Source organism: Saccharothrix sp. ALI-22-I (genome assembly GCF_001984175.1).
Taxonomy (GTDB): domain Bacteria; phylum Actinomycetota; class Actinomycetes; order Mycobacteriales; family Pseudonocardiaceae; genus Actinosynnema.
On sequence record NZ_MTQP01000047.1, the window covers coordinates 87051 to 102405 of the forward strand.

Annotated in this window: 16 protein-coding genes and 1 pseudogene; all 17 read right to left on the reverse strand. The window is 68.4% G+C overall.

Translation table 11 applies throughout. The features are described from left to right. Positions 1 to 148: 148 nt before the first annotated feature. The 17 genes and pseudogenes from solA (ALI22I_RS08800) to ALI22I_RS08865 all read right to left on the reverse strand — a co-directional run bounded on the left by solA (ALI22I_RS08800) (position 149) and on the right by ALI22I_RS08865 (position 14913). Complete coding sequence (solA, locus tag ALI22I_RS08800) at positions 149 to 1294, reverse strand: N-methyl-L-tryptophan oxidase (RefSeq protein WP_077004966.1); 1146 nt, start codon at positions 1292 to 1294, stop codon at positions 149 to 151. Between the two features lie 18 nt (positions 1295 to 1312). Then, positions 1313 to 1477 carry a hypothetical protein gene (locus ALI22I_RS52295; protein ID WP_202970886.1) on the reverse strand — a complete coding sequence of 55 codons (165 nt, stop codon included), beginning with the start codon at positions 1475 to 1477 and terminating at the stop codon, positions 1313 to 1315. Positions 1478 to 1579: 102 nt separating this feature from the next. Further along, complete coding sequence (locus ALI22I_RS08805; protein WP_077004967.1) at positions 1580 to 3031, reverse strand: NAD-dependent succinate-semialdehyde dehydrogenase; 1452 nt, start codon at positions 3029 to 3031, stop codon at positions 1580 to 1582. A 41-nt stretch (positions 3032 to 3072) separates the two neighbouring features. After that, positions 3073 to 4353, reverse strand: a complete 1281-nt coding sequence (locus tag ALI22I_RS08810; RefSeq protein WP_077004968.1) for an NAD(P)/FAD-dependent oxidoreductase — start codon at positions 4351 to 4353, stop codon at positions 3073 to 3075. A 101-nt stretch (positions 4354 to 4454) separates the two neighbouring features. Next, positions 4455 to 4661: a hypothetical protein gene (locus ALI22I_RS50585; RefSeq protein WP_179118155.1), complete on the reverse strand. Its 207-nt coding sequence runs from the start codon at positions 4659 to 4661 to the stop codon at positions 4455 to 4457. Positions 4662 to 4714: 53 nt separating this feature from the next. Next, complete coding sequence (locus ALI22I_RS08815) at positions 4715 to 5581, reverse strand: ABC transporter permease (RefSeq protein WP_077004969.1); 867 nt, start codon at positions 5579 to 5581, stop codon at positions 4715 to 4717. Beyond that, the gene (locus ALI22I_RS08820) at positions 5578 to 6462 is read right to left on the reverse strand and encodes an ABC transporter permease (RefSeq protein ID WP_077004970.1); all 885 of its coding nucleotides are present in this window, start codon (positions 6460 to 6462) and stop codon (positions 5578 to 5580) included. The genes ALI22I_RS08815 and ALI22I_RS08820 overlap by 4 nt, the downstream gene beginning before the upstream one ends. A 3-nt stretch (positions 6463 to 6465) precedes the next feature. Beyond that, the gene (locus tag ALI22I_RS08825) at positions 6466 to 7605 is read right to left on the reverse strand and encodes an ABC transporter ATP-binding protein (protein WP_077004971.1); all 1140 of its coding nucleotides are present in this window, start codon (positions 7603 to 7605) and stop codon (positions 6466 to 6468) included. Beyond that, complete coding sequence (locus tag ALI22I_RS08830; protein ID WP_077004972.1) at positions 7598 to 8698, reverse strand: ABC transporter substrate-binding protein; 1101 nt, start codon at positions 8696 to 8698, stop codon at positions 7598 to 7600. Before ALI22I_RS08830 ends, ALI22I_RS08825 begins: the two co-directional genes overlap by 8 nt. Positions 8699 to 8923: 225 nt before the next feature. Next, the gene (locus ALI22I_RS08835; protein ID WP_077004973.1) at positions 8924 to 9604 is read right to left on the reverse strand and encodes a haloacid dehalogenase type II; all 681 of its coding nucleotides are present in this window, start codon (positions 9602 to 9604) and stop codon (positions 8924 to 8926) included. A 113-nt stretch (positions 9605 to 9717) separates the two neighbouring features. Further along, positions 9718 to 10854: an N-methyl-L-tryptophan oxidase gene (gene solA / locus ALI22I_RS08840; protein WP_077005006.1), complete on the reverse strand. Its 1137-nt coding sequence runs from the start codon at positions 10852 to 10854 to the stop codon at positions 9718 to 9720. A 165-nt stretch (positions 10855 to 11019) separates the two neighbouring features. After that, complete coding sequence (locus tag ALI22I_RS08845; protein ID WP_077004974.1) at positions 11020 to 12075, reverse strand: tartrate dehydrogenase; 1056 nt, start codon at positions 12073 to 12075, stop codon at positions 11020 to 11022. A 73-nt stretch (positions 12076 to 12148) separates the two neighbouring features. After that, positions 12149 to 13033, reverse strand: coding sequence for a LysR family transcriptional regulator (locus tag ALI22I_RS08850; protein ID WP_077004975.1), 885 nt, complete (start codon positions 13031 to 13033; stop codon positions 12149 to 12151). Positions 13034 to 13201: 168 nt separating this feature from the next. Continuing rightward, positions 13202 to 13483: pseudogene (locus ALI22I_RS55495) on the reverse strand (transposase); the annotation flags it as partial. 555 nt (positions 13484 to 14038) lie between these two features. After that, a complete protein-coding gene (locus tag ALI22I_RS50590) occupies positions 14039 to 14203 on the reverse strand; it encodes a hypothetical protein (protein ID WP_179118162.1) in 165 nt (54 codons plus the stop codon). 3 nt (positions 14204 to 14206) lie between these two features. Continuing rightward, on the reverse strand, positions 14207 to 14548 hold the full coding sequence (locus ALI22I_RS08860; RefSeq protein ID WP_143532076.1) for a hypothetical protein: 342 nt from the start codon (positions 14546 to 14548) through the stop codon (positions 14207 to 14209). Next, positions 14545 to 14913 (reverse strand): ATP-binding protein, encoded by a 369-nt coding sequence (locus tag ALI22I_RS08865; protein ID WP_238598223.1) that lies wholly within the window; start codon positions 14911 to 14913, stop codon positions 14545 to 14547. The genes ALI22I_RS08860 and ALI22I_RS08865 overlap by 4 nt, the downstream gene beginning before the upstream one ends. Positions 14914 to 15355: the final 442 nt, after the last annotated feature.

Sequence of the window (15355 nt, forward strand, 5' to 3'; positions counted from 1 at the left end):
GCACGATAATCGGACGTTGTGTCAAGCATGGGGCCGGGAGGCGGCACTCACGGCCCCCTCGGCCCAAGGAGATGCTGAAACCTCCGCCGTGTGCTCCCGCAGCGGTGCCCTTCCGGCCGGACTGCGCCGAGGCGGCGGAAGTGCGTGGCTACCTGGTCTTGAACCGGTCCGGACGCACGAAGTCCAGGCCTTCGATGGTCTGTGCGCCGAGCACCTCGTGTGCGGCGATGTGGCCATAGCCGGTGGCCATTTTGAAGCCGTGTCCGGAGAATCCGGTGGCGCAGTAGACCCTGCTGTTCTCATCCAGCCAGCCGAGGAGGGGATTCCTGTCCTCGGTGAAAAGGTCGGGGAAGGCGTCGGAGCGCACGATGGTGGGGATGAGGCCGGGGAAGAATTCGGTGACGATCTCGGTGGCCTTTTCGATTTCTTCCGGGGTGAGTTCTCTGGGGACGGAGTCCGGGTTGGGGGTTGCCCTTCCGCGTCCGTCCAGCGGTCCGTCCACCGATGCCTTGACCGTCACGCCGTCGACGGCGGGTGCGCCGTACATGGAGCGATCGTCGTACATCCGGCTGAACACGGGGAATTTCTCTGGCGAGAACTGCGTGCCGTCTTGGGCGATGAACCAGGTCAGGATGATCCGTTTGGTTTCCGTAACGGCCTTGAGGTGGTCGGGCATGAGTCTTCGGGACCAGCCGCCCGAGGCGACGATGACCTTCTCGAACGTCCAGGTTCTGTCGCCGGAGGCGACGACCACGCCGTGTCCGGTTTCGGTGATGCTGTCCACGGATGTGTTTTGAAGGACGGCGGCGCCGTTGGCCTGGGCCGCCGCGACTGCAGCGCTGACGGCGCGGTCGGTGCGCAGAACGCCGGCGCGGGGGTCGTAGATGGCGCAGTCGTCGGGGCGGAGGTTGTGCTGGGGATAGCGTTCCGCCATGTCCTCCCGGCTGAGGACGTAGTGCTCGGCTCCGGTGATGCGGGTTGTCTCGAGGACGCTGTTGATGTAGCTGCCGTTCGCCGTCCCGATGGACAGCCCCCCGGTAGGCGTGAGGATGTCCTGCCCGGTTTCCGCTTCGAGCTCGGCCCAGAGACTTCGGGAGCGTTCCATGATGGGGTAGTAATCGGGGTTCCCGCGGTAGATCATGCGGAACAGGCGGGTGTCCCCGCCCACGGCACTGCGGCCGTGGGCGGGGGTGGCGGCCTCGAAGCCCACTACCGAGTCGGACAGCCGGGAGGCCTGCCACAGGGCCATGCTCCCAATGCTGCCCAAGCCGATGACTGCGAGTTTTGCGTCCATGAGAGCAGTTTCTTTCCTTTACTCGTGAAGTCCGGCGAGTCTGCTGCCGAATTCGGCCAGCGGTGATGCCGTCGCTGTGGGGCGCGGATGCCACTCGCGGCGCTGCTGGTGCTCCCAGGTGCCGGGGAAGCCCTTGGCGTGGCTGTCGGGCCAGGCCTTGCGGATGGCCGGAGTGATGGTCACCCAGGCAGGAGGGCGGCGTAGACGGTGTCCGAGAGGCGTTCGACGAGTGTGGTGGCGGGTGGCCGGTTGCCCCGGTAGAGGACGACGAGTCGGTCGCGCATGTCAGGCTCCGACGGGGACGGCTATGTACTTGTACTCCAGGAACTCGTCGATGCCGACGCGTCCGCCTTCGCGGCCCAGGCCGGACTGCTTGACGCCACCGAAGGGCGCGGCGGGGTTGGAGACCAGTCCGGTGTTGAGGCCGATCATGCCGCTTTCGAGGCGTTCGGCGACGCACAGGGCGCGATCGAGGTTCTGGGTGAACACGTAGGCGGCCAGGCCGAATTCGGTGTCGTTGGCGGCGGCGACGACCTCGTCCTCGGTCTCGAAGGTGCGGATCGCGGCGACGGGGCCGAAGATCTCGGTGTCGATGATCGCCGACTCGGGGGCGATGCCGGTGAGGACGGTGGGCGGGTAGAAGCAGCCCGGCCCTTCGGGGAGTTCACCGCCGGTGAGGACGGTGGCGCCGCGCTTGACGGCGTCCCGCACCAGGTCGTGGGCCTTGCTGCGGCCGGCGATGTCGATGAGGGGGCCGACATCGGTGCCGGGTTCGGTACCGTGCCCGACCTTCAGAGCGGCCATGCGGGCGGCCAGGCGGGCGGCGAACTCCTCGGCGACGGAGGTGTGGACGAAGATGCGGTTGGCTGCGCAGCAGGACTCGCCCATGTTGCGCATCTTGGCGACCATGGTGCCCTCGATGGCCACGTCGAGGTCGGCGTCGTCGAAGACGATGAGGGGGGCGTTGCCGCCCAGTTCCATGGAGGTGCGGATGACGGTGTCGGCGCACTGGGCCAGCAGGATCCGGCCGACCTGGGTGGAGCCGGTGAAGGAGAGCTTGCGGATCTGCCCGCCGCGCAGGAGGGGTTCCACGACGCCGGCGGCGTCGGTGGTGGTGACGATGTTCAGCACACCGGCCGGCAGACCCGCTTCGGCGAGGATCTGCGCCAGGGCGAGGCTGGACAGGGGGGTCTGGGGGGCGGGTTTGAGGACGATGGTGCAGCCGGCGGCGATGGCGGGGCCGATCTTGCGAGTACCCATCGCCAAGGGGAAGTTCCAGGGGGTGATGAGAAGGCAGGGGCCGACGGGCTGACGGGTGACCAGCAGACGGTTCCTGCCGTCGGGGGCGGTCATCAACCCGCCGTCGACACGAACGGCTTCCTCGGAGAACCAGCGGAAGAACTCCGCCGCGTAGGCGACTTCGGCACGCGCCTCGGCCAGGGGTTTGCCCATCTCCACGGTCATCAGCAGCGCGAGGTCCTCGGTGCGCGCGATGATGATGTCGTAGGCGCGGCGCAGGATCTCGCTGCGCACCCGGGGCGCGGTGGCGGCCCAGGCGGCCTGCGCGGCGACCGCCGCCTCGACGGCACGCCGGCCGTCGGCGGGTGAGGCGTCGGCGACCTGGCACAGTTCCTCGCCGGTGGCCGGGTTGTCGACGGACAGGGTCCGGCCGGACTCGGCGTCCTGCCAGCCACCGCCGATGAACAGCTGCTTGGGAACATCACGGACGACGGTCATCGTGGATATCTCCTTGTATGTGCAGAGGGGCTGCCGACCGGTCAGCGGATGCGGTCCAGCGTCTTGTAGTAGGCGCCCGCGAAGGGCAGGAACCAGGCCGTGCCGTTGTAGAGGGGGATGCGGGGTGGGGCGATGTCGCGGACCGGGCTGACCTCGGGGTGGCCGTCCACCACCTCGGCCATGACCTGCCCCATGTGCGTGGCCATCTGCACGCCGTGGCCCGCGTATCCCATGGAGTAATAGACGCCGTCCTCGGTCTGCCCGGCGTGCACGATGCGGTCCATGGCGAAACCGACGGAGCCGCCCCACACGTACTCGACCTTCGTCCGGGAGAGTTGGGGGAAGATCTCGCACATCTCACGGGACAGGACCTGTCCGCTCTTCTTGTCCGAGGTGGGGTCGGACGGTGCGAAGCGGGCGCGGCCGCCGAACAGCAGTCGGTTGTCCGGGGTGAGCCGGAAGTAGTGGCAGACCTTGTTGGAGTCGACGATGAGGCGGGCCTTCGGGATGATGTCCCGGGCGAGCTCCTCGCCGAGCGGCTCGGTCGCGATGATGAAGCTGCCCAAGCAGACCTGCCGGCGGCGCAGCCACGGGAAGTTCTTGTCGGTGTAGGCGTCGGTGGCCATCATGACCTGCCCGGCGCGGATCACACCGCGCTCGGTGCTGACCTCGTAACGGCCGGCGGAGGTACGCCGCACTCCGATGGCCGCGTTGCGCTCGTGGATCTCGACACCGGTGCGCTCGCACGCCTCGGCCATGCCGCGCACGAAGCGGCCGACGTGCAGTGCGGCGCTGAACGGGTCGAGCAGACCGCCGTGGTAGGCGTCGGACCCGATCTCCGAACGCAGCTCGGACTTACCGATCAGAGTGGTCTCGTGTCCGAAGTGCTTGGCCAGGTCGCGCTGTTGGGCCTTCTTGCTCTCGAAGTGGGCGGGGCGGGATGCAACGCCCAGGCGTCCGACGCGCCGGAACTGGCAGTCGATGGACTCCTCTTTCACGAGCCGCTCGACGGTGTCCACGGCCTCGCCGTAGGAGTTGTAGATCTCACGGGCCCGTTCGAGTCCGTACCTGCGGATGGCCTGGCGTATGCCGATGGTGAAGCCCAGGTTCGCCATGCCGCCGTTGCGCGCGGAGGCACCCGAGCCGATCTGGCCCTTCTCGACGAGCGTGACGCGGGCGCCCTTGCGGGCGGTGTGGAGGGCGGTGGACAGACCGGTCAGGCCACCGCCGACGACCACGAGGTCGGTGTCCTCGGTCAGCGGCTTGCCGGAGCGGTCGGGAAACACCCCAGCGGTTTCAATCCAGTAGGGAATCGTCTTCATTTCGGGTCCTCTGCCGGGGTTTCGAAGTGGCGTGCGGCCGGGCACCATCGGGGGCCCGCCGACCGGGCTGCGGTCGCTGATCAGCGGGTGTGCGATCTGGATCAGCGGCGCGGAACGGTTGTGGACGCGGCGAGGAGGCCGGCCTGGCGCAGTCGACGCGCGATCAGGTCGACGAGTCGGCGCGGGATACAGCCCGACAGACCGGCGATGTAACGCCTGCCGTCGGTGTCCTCCACGTACGGGCCCTCTCCTCGCCGGACGACGAGGAGGTCCTCGCCCTCGGGGCCGAGCGAGCCGTTGGCGGTCATGTGCGGCAGCAGGTGCCGCTGAGCGGTGGCGACGTTGAGCTGAGCGGTGGCGGTTACGCGGCCTCCCCTCCGGGAGCGGCGGTGGCGGTCACGGTCTCGACCGAGAGCAGGGAGTCCTGCCGGCCGGAGCCGAGCCAGCGCACCAGGGCCACCAGGGCGAGGGCGAGGATCGCGAAGGCGATGAGGATCGCGCTGACCGCGGTCACGCTGGGGTCGATCTCGAAGGTCAGTGAGTTGTAGACCTGCACGGGCAGTGTGACGGTGTCGACCGAGGAGAGGAACTGGGAGATGTAGAACTCGTCCAAGCTGGTGATGAAGGAGAAGATCGCCGCCGCGATCATTCCCGGCGCGGCGAGGGGGAAGGTGATCCGCCGGGCGATCGTCAGACGGCCGGCGCCCATGCTGGCCGCGGCGTCCTCCAGCCGTTCGTCGATCCCGCGCAGGGTCGCGATCAGGATCAGCACCGCGATCGGCGAGGCCAGCACGGTGTGTCCCAGGGCGATCGCGAGCGGGCTGCCGAGCATCGTGGCGGGCTCGAAGAGCAGGAACAGGCCCAGCGCGGTGACGATGTTCGGGATGACCAGTGGTCCGAGAACCAGGGCGTAAACCGCGGAGCGCAGCGGCAGTTCGCTGCGAGTCAGGGCGGTCGCCGCGGTCACACCGATGATCAGCGAGAACACGGTGCTCAGGGCGGCGATCAGGGCGCTCAGTGACAGCGCGGCCGGCCACTTGCTGCCGTCGGCGAACAGCACCTTGTACCAGTTCAGCGTCCACGTGTCCGGGGGGAACGCCGCGAAGGCGTTGTCGCTGAAGGAGGTGACGAGGACGACGACGATCGGCAGGGCCAGGAACAGCAGGATCACGGTGGCGACCGCGGTCAGGGCGATCCGCCCGGCGACGGTCTTGCGCAGCCCGATCATGACGCGCTCCTTTTCTTCGCGCTGGCGCCGAGGGAGCTGATGAGCTTGACCAGCAGCAGTCCGGCGAGGGTGAGCAGCAGCAGGAGGACCCCCTGAGCGGCCGCCCCGTTCCACTGGTTTTCTTTCGTCACCTGCTGGTTGATGAGGGTGGCGATCATTGTCTGGTTGGGTCCGCCCATCAGGGCCGGGGTGATGTAGTAGCCCAGCGACAGGATGAAGCTGAGCAGTCCGGCACTGGCCAGTCCGGGGGCGACCAGCGGCAGGTAGACCCGACGGAAGATCGTCACCCGTCCCGCGCCCATGCTGGCCGCGGCCGCGAGCAGTCCGCGGTCCACGCCGCGCATCACGCCGTACAGCAGCAGCACGGTGTAGGGCAGCATCATGGAGGTGGTACCGATGACCACGCCCAGCTCGTTGTAGAGCAGGTGGTACGGCGCCCCCGGTGCCCAGGCCAGGGTCTCGTTCACCAGGCCCTTGTCGCCGAGCAGGATGATCCATCCGTAGGTGCGCACCAGGGCACTGATGAAGTGCGGGACGACGACGATCAGCATGGCCAGTCCGGCCCACAGGGGCCTGAGCCGTGAGATCGCGTTCGCCAGAATGAACCCGAAGACCAGGCTCAACAGCGCCGTCTCGGCGGAGATCCGCAGCGTGGTGATCAAAACGGAGAGGTTGACGCCCGTCAGCGCGTCGACGTACCAGTGCAGCGTCAGCGACCCGTCGGCGTTCTTCAGACTGAGGAACAGCGTGCTGATGATCGGGTAGACGAACAGCACCAGCAGGTAGACGACGACCGGCAGCGCGTAGAGGATCCCGACCCTGGTCTTGCGCGAGGCCAGGAGCTTGCGCGGACGGGCGGGGGCGGCGGTGAGAGCGGCCATGGCTCACCCTTCCTGTTCGCCGGCGAAGAGGTTGACGTCGTCCGGGTCGGCGGTGATCCCGACCCGCTCGCCGGCGACGGGGCCTCGGCCGGCCGGTACTTCCAGGCGCAGCAGCGGCGCGTCACCGCCATCGATCCGCACGCCGGCGCGGACCAGGGTGCCCACGTAGGTGGCGGTCTCCACCGTGCCGCTGCAGAAGCCGTCGTCGATGGCGCAGGCCCGCAGTCGGCCCGGCTGGACGGCGACCTTGACCGGGGTGCCGGAGGCCAGGTCGTGGCGGCGTGCCTTCAGCAGTCCGCCACTGCGGTCGAGGCGGACCAGGGTGTGCTCGTCGGTGTGCTGCTCGATGCGGCCGGGCAGGAAGTTGGCCGCGCCGAGGAAGTCCGCGACGAAGGGGGTCTTCGGCCGCTCGAACAGCTCCCGGGGGGTGTCGAACTGCTCGACCAGGCCGTTGCGCATCACCGCGATGCGATCCGACATGACCAGCGCTTCTTCCTGATCGTGCGTCACGTAGATGACGGTCAGGCCGAGCTCCTGCTGGATGGTCTTGATCTCGACCTGTAGCTGGTCGCGCAGTTTCTTGTCCAGGGCGCCGAGCGGCTCGTCCATGAGGATGACCGGCGGGCGGTAGACCAGTGCCCGGCACAGCGCCACCCGCTGCTGCTGACCGCCGGACAGCTCGCGAGGCTTGCGGCCGCCGAAGCCGGACAGGCCGGCGATCTCCAGCGTCTCCCCGACGCGCCTGCGGATCTCGTCCTTCGGCACGCCGCGCAGCGTGAGCGGGAAGGCGACGTTGTCGTGCACGGTCATGTGCGGGAACAGCAGGTACTGCTGGAAGACGAAACCGAGGTTCCGCTTCTGCGGGGCGAGCCTGGTGACGTCGCGGCCTCCGACGGTGATGGTGCCGGAGTCGGGTTCGCAGAACCCGGCGATCATCATCAGGGTCGTGGTCTTGCCCGACCCGGAGGAGCCGAGGAAGGTGACGAACTCCCCGGCCGCGATCTCCATGGACGCCTCGTCGACGGCGACGATGTCCCCGTACGTCTTGCGCAATGCCACTACCGACAGCGCCTTGCCGGTCGCGGTGGCGGGCTTGCCGCCGACCACCGCGACGGACGGCGTGATCACACCGAATTCAGCCACGAGCCCACTCCAACCAGCGCTGGGTGACGGCGGCTTCGTTCTTCAGCCACCAGTCGATGTCGGTGTCGAAGCCCTTGTCGTAGTACTGCGGCGCACCCGCCAGTGCGTTGCGCTCGTCCTCGGTGAGCTTCTCGTAGGCCACCGGGGAAGACGGGTTCGACGGGAAGGCCTTTGCCAGGTTGGCCTGGACCTCGGCACGCAACGAGAAGTCCATGAGCTGGTAGGCGGCGTCCACGTTGGCCGCGTCCTTGGCGATGGCGTAGCCCGAGAACTGACGGCGAATACCGTTGAGCTGCCTGGCGACCGGGACGCCCTGCTTCTGCAGATCGGCGATCCGGCCGTCCCAGACGGTGGACATCGTCACCTCCTGGCGGCTCAGCAGCACACCCGGGAGCGGGCCGCTGTCCCAGAACTTCTTGATCTCGGACCGCAGCCGGGTCAGCACCTTGAAGGCACGGTCCACATCCAGCGGGTACAGCTTGTCCATCGGGACACCGTCGGCCAGCAGCGCGAACTCCAGCTCCGGCAGGTCACCGTCCGGACTGCACATCGCACGGCCGCCCTGGAACGCCTTGGTGTCCCAGAAGTCCGCCCACGACTCGGGCTTGCGGCCGCCGAAGGCGTCGGTGCGGTACGCGATGCACTGGCCGTAGAAGCTGTGGCCGATGGCATGGTCGGTGATCTGGTTGTCGGGGATCTTCGCGCTCTTCAGGCTCGTGATCCGGTCGCGGTCCAGCTTCTCCAGGGCGTCCTGGCCCGCGTACTTGGCGTGGGACATCATCGAGTCGTTGATGAGGTCGCACTGCGGGCGGCCCTGCTTGATCTGGGCGAGCAGCGGGGCGTTGTCCAGGTTGAGCACCTTGACGCTGATGCCGGTCTCCTGGGTGAACGGCGTGTAGATCGCCTTCTGCAGGGCCGCACCGTAGGAACCGCCGCTGTCGCGGACGACCACCGTCTTGCCACCCCCGCCGCTGGACGAGACACGGCTGGTGCCGGTGCCGCAGGCGCCGAGGGCGGTCGCGGCGGCTACACCCGCCGCGACCCCTCCGATTCCTCGCAGGAACAGTCTGCGGTCAATTCGGGCGTCTTTCATCGTGTGCCTCCTGGTGGTGCCGGCCGCGAGATGAGGGGAGCGGCTGGGGACGTGGGAAGAGGGGCAGTGGGAGCTGGGCCGCGTGCTCGCGGCGGTCGGCCGAGTCGACGATGCGGCCGATGACTTCGCCCTCGGCCCGGTACTTCGAGTTCTGCGCGGGCGTCGCCGACAGCTCGGCGTGGAGGTCCTTCGGGGCTGTCCGTGCGGGACGGTGTGCGTCGCGGGTCAGATGCCGAGCATGCGGTTGAGCTCGTCCAGGGACTTCACCGTCACGTAGTCGTAGCCGTGGGTGACCGGGTCGCAGCCGCGGTCCAGGAGGACGAGGTTGCGGAAGCCCATGTCGTGCATCGGCATCAGGTCGTAGCGGGTGTGCGAGGAGACGTGCACGAAGTCCTCGGGGGACGCGTCGAGCTGGTCGAGCATGTACTCGAACGCGGCGTAGCGGGGCTTGTAGTAGCCGGCCTGCTCCGCGGTGTAGACCGCGTGGAAGTCCGCTCCGAGCCGGGGCACACTCTCCTCGAGGAAGGCGTCCTCGGCGTTGGAGAGGATCACCAGCTTGTAGTTCTCGCCCATCTTCTTCAGCGGTTCCGGCACGTCGGCGTGCGGGCCCCAGCTGCGGACGCCGTCGGCGAACCGCTTGCCCGCGTCCGGGGCGGCCTTCACGCCCCACTTGCGGCAGACCCCCTCGAAGGCGTCCTGCAGCGTCTGCTCGTAGGGGTAGTACTTGCCGAGGACCGAGTCGTAGCGGTAGCCGCGGAACTCCTTGACGAACTGGTCCCAGTGCTCGGCCGGGATCTGGTCGCCGACGAGTTCACGCGTGATGGGGGTCATCGGCCACTCGATCAACGTGCCGTAGCAGTCGAACGAGACGTACTTGGGGCGGAACTGGAACGAGGGAATGGGCATGGTGGTACTCCATTTCTTGCTTCGGGGGGACTGATTGCGGCCGGGTGCCGGTTTTTCGGGCATGCCTGTGGCAGGGATGCCGAGGTGAGGTGATGCCGTGGATGTCGCCGGGGTCAGACGGCGCGGACTCCTGCCGGAGCGAGGAAGTCGATGGGGTGATCAGTGCTGCCGTCGAGTGCCAGGTCGGCGGCGATCTCTCCCATCGCGGGCGAGAGCTTGAAGCCGCTGCCGGAGAATCCGGCCATGACGATGATGTCGTCCTCGCCGGGGAGATGACCGACGAGCGGGTTTCCGGACTCCGTGTAGCCCTCCATGTAGGCCGACATCCTGATGGGGTCGGGGTTCAGGTCGGGCATGAGTTCACGGATGAGCTCGTGGAACGTGCCGAGTTCTTCGGGGCGGACCGTCCGGTCGAGCCGTTCCGGATCGGGCACCGGCAGATGGCGTGCGAAGGAGAGACCGAGCTTGACGGAGATGCCGTCGGGCGACGGGAGCCCGAAGCAGTCGTGGGGTGTGCTGCGCACGAAGGGAGGGGCTCCGCCCGTGAACCAGTCGTGGCGGGTGGGCAGGTGCCAGGAGCAGATCACCCTGCGGACGTCGACGGTCCGTGGGAGGTCCGGGAGCAGTGTGTTGATCCAAGGGCCCACGGTCACCACGGCGGCGTCCACGTGGTCCGTGCCGTGGTCGGTGACGATCTGCACGCCGCCTCCCGCCGCGGGGACGACCTCCCGCACCGGGGTGTAGCGGTGCAGCCGGGCGCCCAGCTGTTCGGCGCGGGTGGCGGCCGCCTGGACCGACGCCTCGGGCCTGATGACGGCTCCCATCCGGTCGAGTACGGCGGTGTGTCCGTCCGGGAGACGGTGCTGCGGGTAGCGACGGGCGAGGGCGTCCCGGTCCAGTACCTCGTGATCCAGGCTATGGGCGGCGCTGGTGGAGAGGAGGAGACGCATGGCCGGTGAGGCGGCCTCTCCCATCACGAGGCTGCCGCTGCGGCGTCGCAGCGACCGGCCCGTCTCCGCCTGGAGTTGCTCCCACAGCGCGTCCGCGAGCCGCAGCAGCGGAATGTACCCGGGCTCGCCGAGGTGGGCGGCTCGGAAGATGCGGCTCTCGCCCCCAGCCGCGCCGCGGTCGTGACCCGGCGCGTACCGGTCGTAGCCGATGACCTCGGCTCCGCGGGCGGCCAGTCGCCACATGGCCTGGCTGCCCATGCTGCCGGCACCGATCACGGCGACGCGCTTCCGGATGCTCATGAGGTCGCTCTTTTCGATGGTGTGGTCTGGGTGGTGGTTGGGCTCCAGCACGGTGGGGATACCGTGCGAACCCTTCCGGTCCCGTTGGGGATGGCGTTCACTTTCGGCCCGGGAACCTGCAGGTCAACCCCCGCTGTATTCCACCTTGAGGCAGGGGGAGATGGCTCAGAGAAGCTCGATCAGTTTGTCGGTGAACTCGGTGGTGGTCGCGGTTCCGCCCAGGTCACGGGTGCGGATATCGGTCTTGGCCAGGACCGAGGCGATCGCGTCCGTGATGTCCTGGGCGGCCTCGGGGTGGCCGAGGTGGTCCAGCATCAGGGCCGCGGACCAGATCGCGCCCAGTGGGTTGGCGATGCCCTGGCCCGCGATGTCGGGCGCGGAGCCGTGCACCGGCTCGAACATCGAGGGGAAGTCCCGCTCGGGGTTGAGGTTGGCCGCCGGGGCGATGCCGATGGAGCCGGCGACCGCGGCCGCGAGATCGCTGAGGATGTCGCCGAAGAGGTTCGAGGCGACGACCACGTCGAAGCGGGCGGGGTCGAGGACGAACTTCGCGGCCAGCGCGTCGATGTGCTCCTGGTCCCAGTCGACCTGCGGGAACGAGGCGGCACGCTCGGTGACGAGCTGGTCCCAGAACGGCATGGTGTGGATGATGCCGTTCGACTTGGTCGCGGAGGTCAGGCGGCCGCCCCGCTGGGAGGCGAGCGTGAAGGCGTAGTCCAGCACGCGTGTGACGCCGGCCCGGGTGAACACGGCCTCCTGCACGGCGATCTCGTCCGGGAAGCCCCTGTTGAGCCGGCCGCCGACCTCGCCGTACTCGCCTTCCACGTTCTCGCGCACGACGACGAAATCGACCTCGCCCGGCCGTGCGCCGCGCACCGGACTGTCGATGCCTTCGAAGACGCGGATGGGCCGGAGGTTGACGTACTGGCGGAAGCTGCGCCGGATCGGGATCAGCAGCCCCCACAGCGAAACATGGTCGGGCACCCCCGGGTATCCCACCGCGCCCAGCAGGATCGCGTCCGCCTCGCGCAGCTGGTCGATCCCGTCGGCGGGCATCATGGCGCCCTCCCGCAGGTACCGCTCGCACGACCAGTCGTACGACGTGAAGGACAGGCTGAAGCCGTGGCGGCGGCTCAGAACATCGAGGACCTGCTGTGCCGGGGGCAGTACCTCGGTGCCGATGCCGTCGCCTGGGATCAGGGCGATGCGGTGGTTCGTCATGCCGACGATTGCAGCAAGGCGGTCCATGAGGCGTCCAAGACGCAAAGCGGATCACCCTTATAACCGGTGCCTATCAGCTGTCGGCGGCCGAGGTTGCGGCTGTGACGAACGCGGCGGCCGCGGGCGACAGGCTGCCGCGGCGGCTGACGAGGGCGATGTCCAAGGTGGCCTCCGGCTCGATGACCAGGACACGGGCGCCCAGTCGCCGGACGACGTCCCGCCACGCATCCGTGACCACCGCGAGCCCGACCCCGGCCAGGACCAGGGGCATGAGCGACACGCGGTGCTCGGTCTCGGCGGCGATGGTGAACTCGATGCCCTGGTCCCGCAGCGCGTCGACGTAGGCGCGCATCCCGGTACCCGACTGTCCGACGATCAGCCGCTGTCCCGCAAGCTCCCGGCACTCCACCTCCGTCCGATCGGCGAACGGGCCCTCGGCCGGCACCGCCAGCACAAAACGCTGCCGCCCCAGCGCATGTGAGGCCACCTCCTTGTCGGAGACCGGACCGGCGGACGCCAGAAGCCCCAACTCCACGGCACCCGTGCGCACCATGTCGATCACATCACGCGAGGTGAACGCCGCCTTGATGACCACCGAGACGCCGGGATACCGGTGGCTGAAGGCACTCACCAAGGTCGTCAGCGGCTCCACCGCCTGCGACGGCATGGATGCCACATCGAGGCGCCCATCACGCAGCTCATGCACCGCCGCGACACTCGCCCGCGCCGTCTCCAGACTCCGCACGGCCTCCCGGGCGGGCTCGATCAGGGCCCTTCCGGCCTCCGTCAGCACTGCCCTACGCCCGATGCGATGGAACAGTTCGGAGCCGAGGTCACGCTCCAGTGCCCGCACGGCCTGCGACAGCGACGGCTGCGACACGTACAGGGCCGAGGACGCACGGTTGAACCCCCCACGATCAACAATCGCAAGGAAGTACTCCAGCTGCCGAATGTCCATACGCGCTCTCTGCCCCTCAAGAAATCAACCGACGACTCGATTGATCCCGACCATGGTTGCGTGAAGGATCGCCTCGACGAAGTACGGACCACCGATACACTGGCCGTAATCGTCACCGAAGCGCGGTCACAGCTACAGAGGTTAAAAGAATGATGGCAGTTGACGCACTCATGATGTCGTGAAGGTCAGTCCGGTCTGGATGAGGCAGCCGTCGAGCAGGTGGGGCCGGTACTACTGGATCTTCTTGAGTTTGCGTTTCACCACGCGCGTCAGGTGGTCGAGGTCGGCCGCGGCGAAGTCGGCCAGTGGCCGCTTGAGCAGCGACCACACCCCTTCGCCCGGGTTCAGGTCCGGAGCTCAGGAAGACAGGTGGACCACCCGTAACCAGTCCCGGTTTACGGCGATGAACTCGGTCAGCTCGTGTGTCGAGTGAACGTTCAGGTTGTCCCAAGATCCGCCACGACCACCGCGTGCCCCCTCGACCAGCAGTTCGGACATTTCCCGCTGCCACAATCGCGACATGTGGCGGCCCTGATGCTCCGAGGTCGACATCCGCCCGTAGAACGCGAACCGCAACCCCGGGTGGGCGTGCGGTCCCGCGAACGCTTCCGCTCACCGTTGAGCTGCTTGGCCCGCAACCAGCCGTCCAGCAAATCCTGACCGTTCTCCGACACCACCACGGCCACCTTCGCGATCGGGGACAAGTCACCGCAGTGCCCACCGCTCCACCTCCTCATGACATGAAGTGACCCGGACGGCCCATTGTATACACCCGTATAGGCTAATTTTGATCATGAGAGGGTCGCCGAGAACACCACCCGCCGCCACCGCCGGGGCGGTGACTCGCGCCGCGCACACCCCTCACCCTGTGCCGCATGGGGTGCAGGGGTCGCCCGAGTGAGGGACTCGGTCGTCACGATCTTCTCCACCGGCGTGTCGACGTCCGCCTGCCGGTCGGAGGCCCCGGCTACCGTTACCGCATGTGTGCGCGAGCGCCGACCGTGATCAGCGGGGCGGCGTCGCGCGGGGGACACCGCCGATGACCGACCCGCACGTGTCCCCGTCCCCGGCGCGAAGCCCGGACGAGGTGGTGTTCGTGCTGTTGCCGCCGACCGGCGAGCTGGTGCCGCGCACCGTCTCCGGCACGATCGTCCCCGACGAACGGGGCACGCCCTACCAGCAGGAGCTGTGGTCGGCCGTGGCCGCCGCGGTCGATCCGCACCGGGGCCTGGTCAACGGGGTGCCGTTGGAGGAGGGGATCCGGGCCAAGGTGGTCGACGCCTCCGAGGACGCCGCCGCGTCGCTGTCCGAGCTGTACCCGCCCAACCCGGTCGCCTGGGCCGTGCTCACCGTCCTCGGGCGCCCGGCCCGCCGCTGGTTCGGCACGACCGCCCCGGTCGGCACCGAGGACGAGGACGGGATCACCGCCTCACTCACCCCCATCAGCTCGATCCGATCAACCGGGCCGAGGAGCCGTGCGGCCGGGTCGGGATCGGGTTCCGGACGGATGCTCACGCCGTGGCGCGGGGAACCGTGGCCCACACGGTCTTGCCGACCTTCCGCATGGTGGCGCCCCACGCCTTCGCGACCCTGTCGACGATCACCAGGCCCCGGCCGCGGTGGCGGGTCACCGTCGACCGGCCCAAAATCGGCGGTTCCGGGGACGTGTCGTCCACCTCGACCCGGACGAACGGCGGCTGTTCCGAGCGCAGGAACCGGATCTGACACGGGCGCTGTCCGTGGTCGTAGGCGTTGGTCAACAATTCGGTGGCGACCAGCATCACGTCGTACAGCTCGTCGTCGGACAGGTCGCTCAACGCCTCGGCGGCACAGTGGCGTACCTCGACGATCGAATACGGATGCTCGTGAAGATCGAGCACCAGGCGGTCGGTCCTACGCTGAGGCTCGTCACCGTGTCCCACTTCGATACTCCCTTCGGCTGATAACAACGACCCGGGGCCGGTTACCCGGACACGCCACACACCCAACCCCCGGCTCAGTCGATCACCGTCACGGGTGAAGACCTGCGAGCCTCCGACCACCTGCCGGAAGGTGGCCGGCTACTTCCCGGGCGGGAGAGCCACGGCGAACAACTCACGCTGAGGTAGAGCGTTGTGCGGGCACGACCACACCGGCCGTGACGACTGACCGTCCCACCACACCCCGGTCCACAGTGGACCCGACGCGGCCAGGTTCACCGGTTTTGGTGAACGCGGACGGGAGCGCGGGTCGCGGTGCGCCTGGGATGCTGTGGGGGCGCCTCACCGAAAGGGGCGGGTTCCGGACAGGGCGAGTGGGAGGCCCGCATCACCGGGACGCGCC